Source organism: Myroides sp. 1354 (assembly GCF_030324495.1).
Taxonomy (GTDB): Bacteria; Bacteroidota; Bacteroidia; order Flavobacteriales; family Flavobacteriaceae; genus Flavobacterium.
The window spans coordinates 90,436-108,052 of record NZ_JACAGN010000002.1; the positions used below are offsets into that span (position 1 = coordinate 90,436).

The window sequence follows — 17,617 nt, forward strand, 5'->3', positions numbered from 1 at the left end:
TTATAAATTATTGAGTTGATTTGACTTCTTATCGGAACTAATAGTCCACATAAAACCAATATAAATAAATCGCTTTGCAGATGCCTGAATTAAATCTGGACGCTCTCCTTGGGCATTGAATTGATAAGCGTAAGTAGGATTGCGTCCTAAAAGATTATCCACAGACACAAACAGTATCTTTTGCGCCTGAAGTACATAAGCCCAACTCATGCTTACATTGTGTATTGGACTACTTTTATAACGTGCGGTATCATGCTCCGTTTTTTCATAAAAAAGACGAGGTGAACTATAGTTATAGGTCATACTAAGCTGAGATTTCCATGCATCTACCCAATATTTAGTTACAATAGCCATATTGTGTTTGACCACATAGGAAGGTTGTACCTCATTCCATTGTTTCATTTCTTTTCTCTTCGTGTCCAAATACGTATAGGTAATCCAATAATTGAAATTCTTAAATGTGGTATTGTCTTTCCAAAAAAGATCAAGTCCTTTTACATAACCGGTACCCTCTTGGGTATAGGGAGTCTTTCCGGTATTAGAGGACAATAACAGCTTATCGTATTCCTTATAAAAAACCTCTGCCCTCAACATTCGTTTTCTTACTATATAAGTGTAATTTAGAATATAGTGATGGGCTCGCATCCAATCTTCTTGTTGACTATAACGCCCTTGTTCTAAATTCAAGGTTTGATGAAATATCCCATAAGAAAAAGAAATTTGTTGTTTCGAATTGATCTGATAAGTCAATAAGCTCCGTGGCTCCAATACTGCATTAGCTATTGTGGATGACTTATTCATTCGCACACCAGCTCTCCATGTTAAATCAGGAGTGACACGCCATTGATTTTCAAAAAAAAGAGCAAATTGATTGGCTTTAGCCTGTTGATGTTGCTCATACTTTTCCCTTGCTTGAACTAAGTCAACTTGTGCCAACTGCACCTCAACTCCTCCAAAAGATTGCAAAATCCCACTCCATTGATAGGATAGTTTTATTTTTTGATTCAAACTCCAATATTCCCGATTGAGGGTTTGATTATTTTGTTCTCCTTTGTATTTCAAATACCCTATTCCAGTTCCTATATCTATGCGCATAAAGGGTGTCATTTTTTTGAAATACAAACTATTTACTTCTAAAGTATTGGTTCGCAAAGAAAGCGTATCCACGCGATAACTGGGTTTCACCTCTTGTTCATACGCCATTGTCGTATAATCTGCTGCCGCATAAAGTACATATCCCCCTTTATTTACTTCTCGTTTATAGACTACTTCACCTGAACTTGTTGAAAATGGTTTTTTAGTGCGATAACGCTGTTTGACCACAGCCGTATAAGCCCCTAAATTCAGGTAGTTTAAATGATAGGATAACGAGTTTTTATTCCATTGACGTGTTTCACCAAAACTCATTCCGACGGTTGATATCGATGCATCTTTACGAGTAGGATCTATATCTTCTGCTATATCAAGCTGCAAAATTCCAGACAAAGCATCACCGAATTCTGCACTATATCCTCCTGCTGAAAAAGACATCCCTTTAAAAAGAAAAGGGTTAAATTTTGAACGAACTGGCATATTACCAACCGCAGCGGTATAAGGTTGAGTCACGCGATTACCGTTAACATATATGCCGCTCTCATCTGCCTTTCCTCCTCGAATCAATAACCTTCCATCCTCTCCATTAACTTGAGCACCAGGCATTGTACTCAATGCTCCTATAATATTACCTGGACTTCCCGCTGTACTTACAACATCCATAGCAGTAAAAGTCAAAGATTCATTCTGACGTCTATTTTTTACTCCATTTGCTTGAATTACAATTTCCTTCAATGACTCTTCACCTTCTTGCATTACAAACTGATGAACAACAGTAGATTTGACAACAATGGGTACTGTAAGAGTCAGATAATTGGGGTGTTTAAATTTTAAAACTCCCGTTACCAAACTGTCTTCAACCTCAAATGAAAAATAACCTTGTGCATCAGATAATGCTCCTTCAAAGCTTCCTTCAAGGTAAACATTAACCTGCTCTATCGGTTTATTCTTTTTGTTGAGCACAATTCCCGATAGGCGTACATGTTGCGCTTGTAAAGTAAACCATCCCAATGTTAGCAACAAACCAAACAGTGTTTTAATCATCTTTTATTTTGAATTAGAATCCAAACATAGTTTAGGATTTTGACTACATCAAAAAGGAGTGTGTGAATGGTAAATTTCCATGCGCGAATGGTAAAATAACAGACATCTACCATCTATATGGTATTTTACTTTTCTGATAGGGTAAAAACAAGTCACGCTTTTTATTTTTACCTTTAATTCTATATAAACAATTGTCTATGAAAAAAATACTCAATAACACTATTTTTCGCTTATTACTTGGTGTAATTATCGGTCTTTTTATAGGTAGATATCTAAATGATACCCTTTTACAAATCATTCTATCTACACGTCATATTTTAGGTCAGCTCATTCTGTTCTTAGTTCCTTTAATCATTTTGGGTTTTGTGGTTTCTTCTATTACCAAACTCAACAAAGATTCGGTTAAGATTATTAGTTTCTCCGTATTAATTGCTTATTTATCGAGCATTGGTGCTGGTTTTTTTAGCTCGACTTTAGGATATGAATTAATACCTAGACTAGAGATTTCAAATTCAGCCAATAACTTAAAAGAAATACCCGAAATGTTATTTAAGTTAGATATACCGCCTGTCTTCGGTGTTATGACAGCACTTACTTTAGCATTGATGATTGGCATTGGAATATTGTGGACAGATGCAAAACCTTTAGAAAAAGCCTTTGATCAATTTAAAGATATTGTCTTACTATTGGTCAATCGCGTATTGATTCCCATCCTTCCTTTTTACATCATGAGTAATTTTGCGTTATTGAGTTATGAAGGATCAATCCAATCGCAACTACCGGTATTCTTAACGGTTATTTTAATCGTCATTGTAGCCCACTTTGTTTGGCTAGCGGTATTGTATACAATTGCGGGAATTTACAGCAAAAAGAATCCATGGGAAGTTTTAAAACACTATGGCCCTGCTTATTTAACAGCAGTTGGAACCATGTCTTCTGCTGCTACTTTAGGTGTAGCACTTCATTCGGCTCACAAAAGCAAGGTACTCAACCCTTCCATTACCAATTTTACAATCCCCTTTTTCTCGAATATTCACTTGTGCGGTTCGGTACTAACGGAAGTGTTTTTTGTCATGACGGTTTCACAAGTTCTTTATGGTTCTTTACCAGATCTTGGAACACTAATTATCTTTGTATTGCTACTGGGAATTTTTGCTGTTGGCGCTCCTGGGGTGCCAGGAGGAACCGTAATGGCTTCTTTGGGGATTATAACCTCGGTGCTTGGTTTTGACGATGCGGGAATTGCATTAACGTTGACCATATTTGCTTTACAAGACAGTTTCGGCACAGCGTGTAATATTACCGGTGATGGAGCTTTAAGCTTAATGGTCACGAGATTTAATGAAAATACAATCAAGTAGAGGCAGATGGCAATCTGCCTGATGACCTGTCATTTTTTTTATTAGAAAGAGAAATTGAAAAAAGTAGAAGCAGATGGCAATCTGCCTGATGACCTGTCATTTTTTTTATAAGAAAGAGAAATTGAAAAAAGTAGAAACAGATGGCAATCTGCCTGATGACTTGTCATTTTTTTTATAAGAAAGAGAAATTGAAAAAAGTAGAAACAGATGGCAATCTGCCTGATGACCTGTCATTTCTTTATAAGAAATAGAAAAAATAAAAAGGTCAGCCTTTATTGGGCTGACCTTTTTTTAGATTTATCGTTAAGAAACTATTCTTTTAAGATGTTTCTCGAAATAACTAATTTTTGAATTTCTGTTGTTCCTTCTCCGATTGTACACAATTTTGAGTCACGGAAGAATTTCTCAACTGGAAAATCTTTGGTATATCCGTATCCACCGTGGATTTGGATTGCATCAGTAGAAACCTTTACACAAACTTCAGAAGCGTACATTTTAGCCATTGCTCCTAATTTAGTCATGGGTTTATTGTTGTTTTTCAAGAAAGCTGCTTTGTGTAACAACAATTCAGATGCTTCGATTTCTGTAGCCATATCTGCTAATTTAAATCCGATTGCTTGGAAATCACTGATTGGTTTTCCAAACTGCACTCTTTCTTTTGAGTATTTCAATGCTGCTTCATAAGCTCCTTTAGCAATTCCTAAAGATAAAGCTCCAATGGAGATACGACCACCATCCAATACTTTCATTGCTTGGATAAATCCTTCTCCTACTTCACCTAAACGGTTTGCATCTGAAACGCGACAGTTATCAAAGATTAACTCTGCTGTTTCTGAAGCGCGCATTCCCAATTTATTTTCTTTTCTACCACTTGAGAATCCTGGTGTCCCTTTTTCGATAACGAAAGCTGTCATACCACGTGAATCTCCTTTTTCTCCTGTACGAGCAATTACAACGGCTACATTTCCAGAAATTGCATGTGTAATAAAGTTTTTCGCTCCATTTAACACCCAATAATCTCCATCTTTTACCGCTGTTGTATTCATTCCTCCAGCATCAGATCCTGTGTTGTGTTCTGTTAATCCCCAAGCACCGATCCACTCTGCTGTAGCTAATTTTGGCAACCATTTTTTCTTTTGCTCTTCATTACCAAATGTCAAAATGTGATTTGTACATAGTGAATTATGAGCTGCAACAGATAAACCAATGGACGAATCTACTTTTGATATTTCTTCTACAATTGTAATATATTCATGATAGTTCAGTCCTGATCCTCCGTATTCTTCTGGAACAAGCACTCCCATATATCCCATTTCTCCTAATTTCTTAAATAAATCAACTGGAAAAATTTGTGCTTCATCCCATTCCATAATATAGGGGCGAATATTTTGTTCTGCAAAATCTCTAATAGACTCAGCAATCATTGCTTGAGTTTCATTGTATTCAAAATTCATGGTTGTTTAATTTAATTCCTAATTTCCAAATATAAACTAATTATGTGAATCTTGTCAAGTGGAATTTTTTCAATTTCTCTTAATTGTTCTTTATTAACGAAATCTCCGTGTAAACTTCTGTATTTAACAAGCTCCCTTGCGAGATAATAATTCAAATAAGGTATATTTTTCAAATCATCAATCCCCGCATTGTTCAAGTCAATTTGATTTACTTTCAAGGGGGTAAGAACCGCATATTGCTTTAAGAGCGAAGCTATTACTTCTTCAGACAAGCCATACACAAACTTCACTTGATCGATGTGAACATAACCTCCCCACTTGTTTCGATCATCTAAAATGCGTTTGGATAATACGGGACCAATTCCATAAATTTCTTGTAGAGATTCAGCGGTTGCGAGATTAATATCTCGCACAGCCTTCGCTTGTGTATTCTCCGAAGACAGAGTTAACTTGGACTGTGAATACCGCTGTTTTTCTGCTCTCTGGGGTCGACTTGCAAATACAAAATAAACACTATACTTCTCCATCCATTCGTCGGAAACAGCTGTAACTTGTTGAAATTCTCGATTGGAATTAACATACTGATTCATGGCTCGATAAGCGAGTAAGCGGTCTATTTCTTCTGGTGTTAATTCGAGAAGATAACCTTTGTAATCGGTAAGGTAGTTTGGATTGAACGGATAAATTGTATCCTTTTTTGAAGCATTCAACAAGCGCAAACGATCAATTTCAATTTGGATGCGTTGCTGTTCCTCTACACCTATGGCATATTCCTTTCTAGTAATGGGTTGACGGTGATAATATAGATACAGCGTCCCTTGCAACAAAAAAACAACAACTAAGAAAGCTATAAAACCGCGTTTTTGGGATTGGGTATAGTAATACCAGTGATAAAAGTGTTTCTTCCAATTCATACAACATGTAAACAAGTGTATTACGTTACAAAGATTGGATGTACTTCACTCGCTTATAAATCAAAAACCGAACTGCGTTTAGTGTAGACTAAATCTTTTAATCGCACAACAAAAGCCAAAGTTAAGTAAAGAGCAAAAGCCAGCCCTAAAGTAAAAAAAGAGAGATAAATAAAAAAAAGGCGAATATTCGTTACGCGAATTCCCAAGCGATCTCCTAAACGAGTAGAAACTTTGAATCCGTGCTTCTCTAAAAAATAACGCAAATTGTTTATCATCTTCTAATTCTTTGTAGTAATACAAATTTAGTTCTTTTTATTTAAAATTGCCAAACCAACGGCACAAGACAAACATTTATTCCTGACACAATATTTTTTATTCAATTGAATGATTGCTTGGGAGTCAAACGCATGTTCTAACAGCACCTCTTCTTTTTGAAACAAAGCCGTAATTGCATTGGATTCCACTTGGAGCTTGGTACTCATTTCGACAATGCGATCCATCTCATCAAAACTTCCTTTGTGCTTAGCGAATACATATTGAATGGGTATAATCGTATTTAATAACAACAGCTCTTGAAAAGCATTCGACAATTTTTTTGAACTGCGTTTTCCTTCCTTTCCAAACGTATAATGCACCTGCCAATACTCGCTGACATCGGCTTGGAGTATTTGCTTTAAATCGACAACATCTTGTAGTTGAAGCAAAGTTGCAAACCTGTATTTTTGATGGTAAAACCACCAGGCCAATTGAGCCAATCGAATGGTAGGGAAATTAATTGGACGAAGTTTAAAGAAATGCAATTCTTGAACCTTGCGTTCTTGTAATTGATATTTGTGCTGATACAATTGCCATCGTTGGACTAAATCCCAATAATAACGATCGAGTAGTTCTGATTGTTCTGCATTGAGGAACCCCGCCATTCCAAAAAGTAAGGCTTCTATATTGGATAATTCTCCTCCCTCTTTTAATAAAATCTGAATTGGCAATGCTTTTGCAAGAGAAAAAAAAACCTCTCCATTGATATTCAACCCAAAACTTTTCGCTAACATACACCACAAGACTTGATTCCAATCTCCCTTTGTTTCTTCCAAAAACAATTGAACTTGGATGGCTTTGTCTTCTAAGCGTTCCACGTATAAAGTCTCCTTCCACTTGTACCAGCCAATAGGAGATAAACTATCTTTTAAAAGCGTTTGACAGTTAATAGTTGATTTGGGTGCGAATAACCGTTGTGTTTGCGTCAATACATCAGGTTGTATGTAGGGAGACACAACCAAAGTAGGAATTTCTACTCCTTGGGAATTAAACACGGGCGTATCATATTCCCAAACAACGTGTAAGATCACATTATCATATCGAACATCTCGTTCATGATGATGCCGATACCAATCCGAGGATTGGAGGTGTACCTCAATATTTCCCGCCCATACTTGTCCATCAATGGACACTTGCGCATTAAAAAAATCAGGTCCCGCTAAAGTGGACCATTGCCCTGGATGAAGAACTTTAATTTCTTGCTTCTGTTCCGTTTGCAAAAACGGTGTAACAAATAACTGCTTCTCCCAAACATATTGAACAAAAGCTTCTTTCATAATCTCATTTTATTGGTCTGTCAAGAACAACAACAAAAATCTAACCAAAGAACAATTTGCATAAAAAAAGGTTGATCTTTCGATCAACCTGCTATTACTTAACTAAAGAAATTCCAAACTAGGCCAAATCTAAACGTAAAATCGCGATACGGATAATTTGGTGCTGTATAATATTTATACCCCGACATACTCGCATTAAAATGCTCTAAAATGAAATAAATGCGTGCTGTACGTACTTTCATGTCAATAAAGAAATCAAATACAGGATAATCCCCAATTTTGACTTTGTCTTGTACATAAAAATCGCCAATTACAGGGTTGTAATCATTGCCGTAGAACTTGCTGAAATACGTAAATGTAATTCCCGTTTGAAACTTTAGCGCTTTATCAAATAAGGCTCCTTTGTAATAGAGCGTATTACGCGTTAATAACTTGGGAACATTCAGTATATTCTCTTCTTGATCGACCTGCTGATATAAGATTGTGTTATCCAATCCAAATCTTCCAAACTTAATTTCTTTCGAGGCTTGAAGCGATAAGAAATTAATTGTCTTTCCGTATTGTTTAGGGGTAACCAACAATTGTTTCGCTATACCAAAATCATTATACTCAGGATCATCATTGGAGAAATACAATTTATCTTTAATCACTTGATAACTTCCCTCTACTGTTACCCAAGGTGTAGTAAGGGTTGCATCAAATTGATTGATTTTTTCATTATTGAAGTTGTTATTCCAATTGTAATGTAAATAATCGCTTTGATACAAATAATAATTCAAATTCCCCATGCGGCTCAACTTCTGATAACCTGCCTGCAATCCGATATTATCCGCTAAGGCATAATCGATATTGGCTTGGATGTTACTTGTATTATCATTTCCTAAGGAATTATACACCAACAAGAATGCTTTCCAATTTTCCTTTTTATAGGTATATTTCCCTCCAATTAACGTCATGTTCTTCTCTAACAAACTCGGAACAAATCCGCCATTGATATTCGCAACACTATTGTATTGGTAGTTGTATTTATAAAAATCGGCATACACTTCTACTCTTCCTAATAGACCCGATTGAAAAGCGGCACCTACTTTATTGGATAAGGTATAATATTTTGTTTTATTTGAGATAGCTGTTTTAAATGAGGTTCCAAAACGGTCTTTCTGCGTATAAGTATTATTCAAATCTTTTTGTGTATACTCAAAGAATTTATCCTCATAGGTAAATTCATGCGTCAATAGAATCCCATTCGCTAAGGAGCTATTCAATTGGTACTCGTGATGTAAAAATAGGCGTTTCCCTTTCAATAGGGATTCCCCATCTCGGAAGTACACGTTCAGACGTTCGCGTTTATTATAGGGTTTCTCACTTGATTCAAACAAATCCAAATCGGTAATTCCTCCATTTTCTTGATTCAAGATATCTTGAGCAACAAAATGGGTAAACAACACATAGCGTTTGTTTGGAGAATAGTAACTTCCACCTATTCTAAAATTCCCTGTAGAAGACAGCTGACTCATGTATTTCCCAAGGGAACGCATTCCTTTATAAGCGAGAAACAGATTTAAATGTTCACTGGTATTCAATGTGATGAAGGCGTCTAAACTCTGTCCTTGTTTCATCACTGTTTTATAATACAATTCTGTACGGGGTGTTGGACTGGAGTGATAGGTGATATCCTCCGCTTTCATATAATTGAAATGCTTGGCTTCAAAACCAAAACCAGGCAATACTGTATTTTCTTTTTGGCTATACTTCAGTGTAGCATAAGTTTGCCCTTCATTAGCAAAAGGTAGCAAGCCAAAATTATCTTTGCGCAAATAATTAAACTTATAGTAACTCTTTAAGGTAAGAGCCGTATCCACAGCAATGGTATCACGAAGAATGGTAATAATTTTATAGTCCTTCATCGGAGCAATAGAATCCTTCTTTACCTTTTCTCGCAAGCTTCGTTTTTCTTTATTCTCCGTTTGTCCATCTTCATTCATCGAACCACGTTGAATTCCAGCATTATCTCCTCTATTCGTTACTGTTCCAGTATTACTACCTGGTGCTCTTTTAAAAGTATTCTGAGCTGTACAAAACAAAGTAATAAAAATAAAAAGTACACTAACAAGCTTTCGCATAAAAATGAAATTTGAACAAAGGTAATTTTATTTTTATTATAATAAAGATTAGAAGACAATTAAAGGAAATAAAAAAGCCATCCGAAGATGGCTTTTTTTTATTTCCTTTAATTGTTATAAACAGGATTATTTAATATTTCTGATTGAGGCACAGGAATAACTAATCTCTTGTCATTATAACTAAAAACTGTTCCTGCAAAGAATAGATGATTACTTCCGTATACAATATCTGCTTTATTTCGTTTGAATGCAGCTAAAGCTTTACCCTCTCCCCATAATTCTAGACGAGTTTGAAATAAGACTTCTTTTTTCAAAGCATCTCCAGATAATCCATCTAAATATGAAAGATCAGTAATTCTATTGTCCAACAATTCCTTTAGAGCATCAACAGCAGGTCCATCTTGATTTAGCCTCGCTTTGGCCTCTGCATTTAATAGATACATTTCCTCTACACGCATAAACACATAATCTGAAACAATGAGACGTTGTCCCATAAATGTTTTTCCTAGCGAAGAAAAGAATTTATTAACTGGCAAAATATCTGTTCCAAAATCAACTTCCTCTCCTTCATCATATTCAACAACATTTGTTTCAAATTGTTTTAGTCTAATATCATCTGCTCTAATCGCGTCAAACAAATCTTTATTCAACCCTTTTGTGTCACCTACTGCAGCATAGCTATAAGTATAAATATCTACCTGACCCCACCAAGAAACTAAATCCAAATCATTTTCAGTAGTTAACTGAGCAGACCACATCCAATTTGGATTTGATGCTACTTTATTAAATCCTCCTAATAATTGATTTTGATTAGCCAAAGGATACGCCCCTTTCAGTTCATCAGTGATTGTAATTACCTCTGTTAAAGCATCAGTAGTTCCCTTAGCTGCTAAAACATAAGCTAAAATTCCCTTTGCCACATTATAATTAATATTTGGCCCTTTACCTACCATATTTGCTTCTTCAAAATACTTTAAAGAAGTACGCAAGTCACTTTCCATTAATGCAAAAACTTCTTGCGTTGTTTTTGCTGGTGTATTAGTTAAAATTGGGCGAACATAAATAGGTAAAATTTTCTCATTTGCATCATAACCTGTTGTATATAAATTAACCAAATTATAATACATATAAGCTCGCATTGCATAAGCTTGAGCCAAAATACCTTTCTCCTTATCGCTGAGTTCTTTCAATGGCTTATCTTGTTCATCTAGATAACCTACTAAAACATTATTTGTACCACGAACCATATAATAATAAAATCTCCATGGCTTAAAAGCTTCTAACGAAGCATAGTTTCTAAAATCTGAAAGATCAGCAATACCTGAATACCATCCATAAATTGTGCTATTCAAGACCATATCACCTGCTAACATATCGGTATAAATATCATACCCTTTTTGACCAAAATCATCATGTCCAGTTGTACCACCTGACCCTTGTTTCACATTATAAGCGTATAACCCATTCATGGTTGCCTCCATCAAATGAGGAGAAGTTTCAGTGATACGATCAATATCTTTTTTTGAAATATATCGAGTAGGTTTAATGTCTAAATCATCTTTGCTACAAGCTCCAAATAGCAAACCTGCTCCCAAAGCTATAATTAAAATTCTTTTCATCTTTTTAGTCTTTTAAAGATTAAAATTTAACTTTAACACCACCCGTAATTGTAGTTAATGGTGTATATCTGTAAGTATCTGATGTACCAAATTCATTTGTCGCTGGATTAAATCCATCACGTTTGGTAAATAAGAATAGGTTATCTCCTGATACATAAAAACTAACTGCAGCTAATCCTAATTGCTTTAAATATTCTTTCGGCAATGTATAACCTAAACGGATATTATTAATCGATAAATAATCTGCCTTAGTTAAAAAACGCGTAGAAGAAGCATTTGCATTACGATCTAATCCACTTGATAAACGAGGTACATCCGTGATGTCACCAGGTTTTTGCCAACGATTTTCAATGTCTTTATGCCAGTTATTACTACCTATTCTTTCATTCCCCATAAGATTAGCATATGTCGCATCGTACGCATATCCACCTAAACTATATAGAGCCTGCACACTTAATTCCCATCCTTTATAACCCGCATTTAAGTTAATACCTCCACGTAATTTCGGAATTGCAGATTTTCCAACAAAATCCAACGTTGCTTTTCCATAATCAGTCGTAGTTTCTTTCGTTAATTTCCCTTTCATATCTGGATTAGTAGCTAAGAAATCCTCTAAAGACTCAACATATTGTACTACGTCATTCTGATCTTTATAAGTATAGGTATACCATTGTGCTTGTCCTGTTTGAGGATCAACTCCTGCCCATTCTCTTAAATAGAAATCACCTAAAGAATGTCCTTCAGCTCTACCAAAACGTCCGCTTACATCCAATGTTTTTGCTCTTCCTGTTGTTGGATCAATAGGCATAGAAATTAATTTATTATCTAAGAATTCACCATTTATTGCTAAATCAATATAAGCATCTTGAGTTTTTAATAAATGCCCTACAACAGTAAACTCTACTCCTTGATTACGCAATTTCCCATCATTTACCTTAATAGATTCAAAACCAACAGAAGGCCCAACTTTACGATCAAAATTTAAATTAACTGTATTTTTTAGATAATAATCAACTGAAATATCCACATATTTATTCAAACTTAGTTCTAGACCTGCTTGGAACATTTTTGATTTCTCCCAAGTCAAATTGGGGTTTCCTACATAGATTTCATAATTAGCTAAGCTTCCACCATATGTTGCTACTTCCCATAAATTTTCTCCTGGATGATATGCGTCATAGATTAGACCATTTACAGTCATATAAGAATTTTGATCACCTGTTGTACCGTAACTCGCTTTTAATTTCAAATTAGAGATAACATTTTGATCTAACATGAAATTTTCCCTAGAAGCAACCCAAGCTGCCCCAATAGATCCGTATGTCCCCCATTTATCTGTGGAAAATTTTGAAGACCCATCACGACGTAAAACTCCTGTTAGAAAATATTTACCTGCAAAATCATAATCAACTTTTCCAAAATAACTTTCTAAAACTGCTTCATCACTCCATCCATAGGAAGGAGAAGAAGAACCTCCATTACTAATTTCAGTACTACTAGGATCTGCTAAATCATTTTTCGACATACTATTAGTTCTCAATGTAAATGAATTATTTTCATGAGCAACCATTACATCCAATCCGTGATCTCCAAATGCCTTTTTATAACGCAACATTTTAGTCCAGTTGTAAGTAAACAATTCTGTCTTTACTTTATAAATCGACCCTCCCATTGAAGCAGCTGATCCATAATATCTATTATTCAATAAATCTCTAGTATTTAAATAAAATTGCCCTCCCAAATTAGAATCAAAAGTTAATCCATCAGCCAATTTAACTGTAAATACATTACTTAAATTAATTTCATCTTTTGTATTACGATCTTTACCATGGGTTGCATCACCAACTGAGTTTGTTAAAGCTCCAAAACCACGTCCAGATCCATAATCATATTGATAGCCTCCATAATATTTATCTTCTACTTTATTTCCATTAGCATCTCTTAAAAACAGAGGATAGATTGTTGGTATATTATCCGTAAACCAGAATAAACTTCCTGAATCTGATGTTTGTCCAGGACTATTACTTTGTGAGTGTGTATAACCAACGTTCAAACTTGCATCTAACCATTCTTTTGGTTTATGTTGCAAATTCAATCTCGTTGTTAAACGTTCATAATCTGAATTTAAAGCATATCCTTCATCCTTTAAATAACCTAAAGAGGTAAAATATGATGTTTTCTCAGAGGAACCTCCCATTTTCACGTTAGCCTCTGTACGTCTCGATGCATCGAAAGCATAATCTTTCCAATCTTCTGGTGTATACTTCCTAGTTACACCATCACGGACTCTACCTGTGGAAGGATCAATTAATTCACCTCCATTGGCTACATTCCACATATTATAACGTGGATGAATACCATAGTTTCCACTAAATAAATAATCATTTGCAAAATTTAATGCATTTGCATCATCCATATTAAAACCATATTTCCCACGGTTTCTCAATCCCTCATGCGAATAAGCGATGTAGTCTTCTTGAGAAGTAACTACATTGTACTTGGGCAACGCTCTCCAGTTCACACCTGTACTTGCATCAACTTCAATATACGAATCAGAACCTTTTCCTGACTTTGTATTAATGATAACCACCCCATTCGCTCCACGTGATCCGTAGATTGCTGTTGCTGTAGCATCCTTTAATACCGTCATTGAACCAATGTCAGCAGGGTTAATGGAGCTAACATTTCCTAAATATGGAGTTCCATCAACAATATATAGCGGATTTCTATTTCCATTCACGGAACCGAACCCACGAATACGCACTGTCGGCTCTGCTCCTGGCTGTCCGCTCGTTGTAATTACGCGAACCCCCGCAGCCTCACCAGCCAACGCAGCCACAGCATTCGAAACATTTTTTTTCTCAATGTTTTTACTGTCAATTTGAGTTGCCGAACCTGTAAATGATTCTTTTGTTGTAGTACCATATCCTACAACAATTACTTCATCAAGTACATTGTCATCCGCAGACATTGCCACATTGTGCAATGCCCCATTGCCTACAGTATACTTAACGTCTTGCATTCCAATAAAAGAAAACACAAGCACTTGTCCTGGTTTTGTTTTTAAGGAATACTTTCCATCTAAATCGGTCTGTGTACCCAATTGGGTTCCTTGAATCACAACCGTTACGCCTGGCAGTGGCATACCATCTTCAGTAACCACCCCAGAAAGCGTTTTTTCCTGCGCAAACCCCACTTGTACAAGCAGGATCATGATGCACGCATAAATCCACTTAATCTTCGATCTCATTCTTAAAAAATTGATTAGTTAGTTAAACAAATCTAAACATTTTTTATTAGACCGCCTAAATCAATTTGATTAAATCAGGATAAAAAACCAACATCAAGAAGATTTTACATAATCAATTCTCATTTTTATTGCCAATTTAAAAGAAAACAAACAACATTAAAACATAATTGACTACACTATCACCAAGCCTCTAAATATTACCCTAAACCAATATTTAGTATTTTTTTAATAATATTTAGTATTTTTTGTTAATCACTCCAACTCCACAATAATCTCATAATAGCTATTAAAAAATAGATTTAATCAAACCTAAATAACCAATTAGATACGTAAAACAAAAACCTATTTATAATTCAAAGCAAGTACCGACACAAGTGTTAAAACCCTTTCTTGCTATAAAAAAACACCCAATGAATAATTCATTGGGTGTTTTTTTTTATATGATTTTTCTAATTATAATTTTACGCGTTTTGTCTGATTGATTTGACGATTAAAATCGCTGATATAGACAATGGATTTTTTACTTGCAGACCACATAGCGTCACCAACAGGTATATAGGTATTCATGGTATATAATTTTACCCCATCCTTTTCACCACCTAAAATAATATGCATAGCTGTACTAACTATTATCTCTCGTTCCGTTTGACCTTGATAAGCGATTGGGAATCCATAAAATGAATTCTTCTAGACTATGCAACAAAAGACTAAACGCAGTACTACTACATTATTGCTTTCTATTCACCTGGTAAAAAAGCTTTTCACCTTAATACTTAAAAAAACAAAAAACACACACCAAATTAACACAATATCAATAATTAAAATATTAATTTTCACCAATACGAAAACAACAAAACTTTATCACTACATTTATAACAAATAAACTAATTTAAATTATGAAAAAAATTTTTCTAGCCACACTACTTCCCTTAGCAGTAGCTTGTAGCACTGATTCGGATTTTAGTGAACCCGTTGATCAAGATCTAAAAAAAGCATCTCAAACTGTAACAGAGGAAGTTGACTACGGCAACTGTATGGAATGTATTGACAAAGAAGAGTATTTTACCCACCTCGAGTATTATAAATCTCGTGATATTCATGAAGGTTCATTTATCATTCGAAACCCACATTTAGGAGCAGGACGTTTCACTTATAGAGAATTATCAAACTCTCAAACAAGTTTTACTTTCACCTACAACCCAACAACAGGAGAAGCTATTCCTAAAAACTTAGTAGTTAGCATGACTCCTTTTCCATCTCCATTTCCTTCTATAAATGGAACAGCATCAATAAGTATAACCAATAAATCTATTCGCTATCAAAAAGAAGGAAAAGCCTTTTATATCGAGGTTTATTACACAGTAAAGAGAACAGTTAGAAAACCTGACAGCAAAGGCAATCTCGGTGCATCTACAACAATTATAGATGAAGCATACTATGCACAACGCATAGCCTTAGAAGACTATATTGATCTCAAGACATTTATCAAAAAATAATTGATATTATTTTTACAAACAACATAAAGAGAACAGTCCTAACACTTTCCTCTTTTAAAACAAGAATGTAAAACTAAAAAACCCCATCTAAACGATGGGGTTTTGTTTTAAGAATATTTTTAATACTCTTGTATTTTATGGCAACAAAGAATTAATACCCTTTATTTTGATCGATTTTACTCGCATTAATCTCATTACGAGGAATAGGGAAAGCCAGTTTAGCCTCACCGTATTTCACTCCTTTTGTCGCTTGTGGAGTAATAGCCAAATTTTCTTTATTACGCATTTGATCTTCAAAACGGAATCCTTCAAATACTAGCTCTTTACGTCTTTCTGTCAAAACATCTTCTAACGTAAGCGCAGTATACTTAGCTGTTGGGTTACCTAAATAACGTTCTGCAGCCACTTTATTCAGCAAGTTTAATGCCACACCTTCTTCTGTATGTGTACGCACAGCAGCTTCAATAAAGTTAAACACTAGCTCTTCATAACGCATTACTTTAATATTAGCACTCATTCCAGTGTATTTACCAAAGTTACGGTAATGCTCTAGATTGTAACGAATAGAAGGGTCAACAGCAACATCGCCATCTAATTCCTCTTTTGTTAACTTGATATACTTATTAGTACCAATTTTTTTGTAATTTCCTTTATCGTTTTGTGCAAGATTATTATATCCTTGCATTTCTAAAGACGATCGAATATCCGTTTCATCCTCGAATAACTCTTGTAGATTTTCGCCTAGACCAACGACATCTCCATAACCCACATAAGCAAAAATAGTATACAATGAATTATTTCCTGGGTTATTGATATTGTCTTGCGCCAACTCAAATACAGCATTACTCTGAGGCTCTTCTGCTCTAAATGAAGCGATATAAGCACTTCTTTGAATAATAGAACCTCCTAAGTCCATTGCCGTTTTAGCACTTTCCATTGCTATAGAATAATCAGCTGCATCAAATGCACCGAAAAACATAGCCACTCTTGATTTTACACCATAAATCGCTTGCTGAGTGAAACGTTTTTTATTCGAAGCATTTTTATCTACTAATTTTAAAGCTTCGTCTAAATCTTTATAGATATTATCTCTAACTTCTTTAACAGAAATACGTTTGTAATTTTTCGCATCTAACTCTCCAAAACGCGTGATATAAGGAACACCTACAGCGTTTAATCCTAAGTCATCTACGTATTGTTGACCGTAAATACGCAATAAATCAAAATGAGCTAATGCACGAATAGCATACGCCTCAGCTTTTCCTTGCTTAATTTCCGTTTCGTTTCCTGATTTTATATCCGAACCTATCGCTAAGTTAGCAGAACTAATCACCTCATAAATTTTCTTCCATGTATCTGCTGGGTAAGCATGTGTAGGAGTTAAATTAAATCCTGATACATTTTGGAAACGGTTTGAGAATCCCGCAGCTGCATAAGCATTATCTCCACGCACCTCACTAAAGATGATGATATCACGCCCATAATAAGTAGCGTTTACCATTCTATAATACGCTCCAGATACAGTTGCACGTAAATCAGTTGCAGTTTCTAATGGTTTCGCTTCAATGTCGCGAGCACCTTCTAAGGTAGCATCTAAACGATCATCTGAACAACTTGTCAGTCCAGAAGACAATAAAGCTACCGCTAAAATTGAAAATATAATCTTTTTCAT

At 35.1% G+C, this 17,617-nt stretch carries 12 protein-coding genes; 2 read left to right on the forward strand and 10 right to left on the reverse strand.

Annotation, left to right across the window (positions count from 1 at the left end; all coding sequences use genetic code 11):
• Entirely contained in the window at nt 1-2,136 is a 2,136-nt protein-coding gene (locus HX004_RS03330; RefSeq protein WP_286440884.1) for a TonB-dependent receptor, read from the reverse strand.
• Between the two features lie 197 nt (nt 2,137-2,333).
• On the opposite strand from HX004_RS03330, the gene HX004_RS03335 reads away from it, so the two are divergent.
• Nucleotides 2,334-3,497: a dicarboxylate/amino acid:cation symporter gene (locus HX004_RS03335; RefSeq protein ID WP_286440885.1), complete on the forward strand. Its 1,164-nt coding sequence runs from the start codon at nt 2,334-2,336 to the stop codon at nt 3,495-3,497.
• A 311-nt stretch (nt 3,498-3,808) separates the two neighbouring features.
• On the opposite strand, the gene HX004_RS03340 is transcribed toward HX004_RS03335, so the two are convergent.
• The 8 genes from HX004_RS03340 to HX004_RS03375 all read right to left on the reverse strand — a co-directional run bounded on the left by HX004_RS03340 (nt 3,809) and on the right by HX004_RS03375 (nt 15,064).
• Nucleotides 3,809-4,951: an acyl-CoA dehydrogenase family protein gene (locus tag HX004_RS03340; protein ID WP_286440886.1), complete on the reverse strand. Its 1,143-nt coding sequence runs from the start codon at nt 4,949-4,951 to the stop codon at nt 3,809-3,811.
• Nucleotides 4,952-4,962: 11 nt separating this feature from the next.
• Nucleotides 4,963-5,865, reverse strand: coding sequence for a ComEA family DNA-binding protein (locus HX004_RS03345; protein WP_286440887.1), 903 nt, complete (start codon nt 5,863-5,865; stop codon nt 4,963-4,965).
• Nucleotides 5,866-5,918: 53 nt separating this feature from the next.
• The gene (locus tag HX004_RS03350) at nt 5,919-6,140 is read right to left on the reverse strand and encodes a PspC domain-containing protein (RefSeq protein ID WP_286440888.1); all 222 of its coding nucleotides are present in this window, start codon (nt 6,138-6,140) and stop codon (nt 5,919-5,921) included.
• A gap of 27 nt (nt 6,141-6,167) precedes the next feature.
• Nucleotides 6,168-7,457, reverse strand: a complete 1,290-nt coding sequence (locus HX004_RS03355) for a DUF2851 family protein (protein ID WP_286440889.1) — start codon at nt 7,455-7,457, stop codon at nt 6,168-6,170.
• A 98-nt stretch (nt 7,458-7,555) separates the two neighbouring features.
• Nucleotides 7,556-9,580 carry a putative porin gene (locus HX004_RS03360; protein WP_286440890.1) on the reverse strand — a complete coding sequence of 675 codons (2,025 nt, stop codon included), beginning with the start codon at nt 9,578-9,580 and terminating at the stop codon, nt 7,556-7,558.
• A gap of 107 nt (nt 9,581-9,687) precedes the next feature.
• Complete coding sequence (locus HX004_RS03365) at nt 9,688-11,199, reverse strand: RagB/SusD family nutrient uptake outer membrane protein (protein WP_286440892.1); 1,512 nt, start codon at nt 11,197-11,199, stop codon at nt 9,688-9,690.
• Between the two features lie 19 nt (nt 11,200-11,218).
• On the reverse strand, nt 11,219-14,449 hold the full coding sequence (locus tag HX004_RS03370; protein WP_286440893.1) for a SusC/RagA family TonB-linked outer membrane protein: 3,231 nt from the start codon (nt 14,447-14,449) through the stop codon (nt 11,219-11,221).
• A 453-nt stretch (nt 14,450-14,902) separates the two neighbouring features.
• Entirely contained in the window at nt 14,903-15,064 is a 162-nt protein-coding gene (locus HX004_RS03375) for a hypothetical protein (RefSeq protein WP_286440894.1), read from the reverse strand.
• A 281-nt stretch (nt 15,065-15,345) separates the two neighbouring features.
• On the opposite strand from HX004_RS03375, the gene HX004_RS03380 reads away from it, so the two are divergent.
• Complete coding sequence (locus tag HX004_RS03380) at nt 15,346-15,945, forward strand: hypothetical protein (protein WP_286440895.1); 600 nt, start codon at nt 15,346-15,348, stop codon at nt 15,943-15,945.
• 151 nt (nt 15,946-16,096) lie between these two features.
• Here HX004_RS03380 and HX004_RS03385 read toward each other — a convergent pair whose 3' ends face one another.
• Nucleotides 16,097-17,617, reverse strand: a complete 1,521-nt coding sequence (locus HX004_RS03385) for a RagB/SusD family nutrient uptake outer membrane protein (RefSeq protein ID WP_286440896.1) — start codon at nt 17,615-17,617, stop codon at nt 16,097-16,099.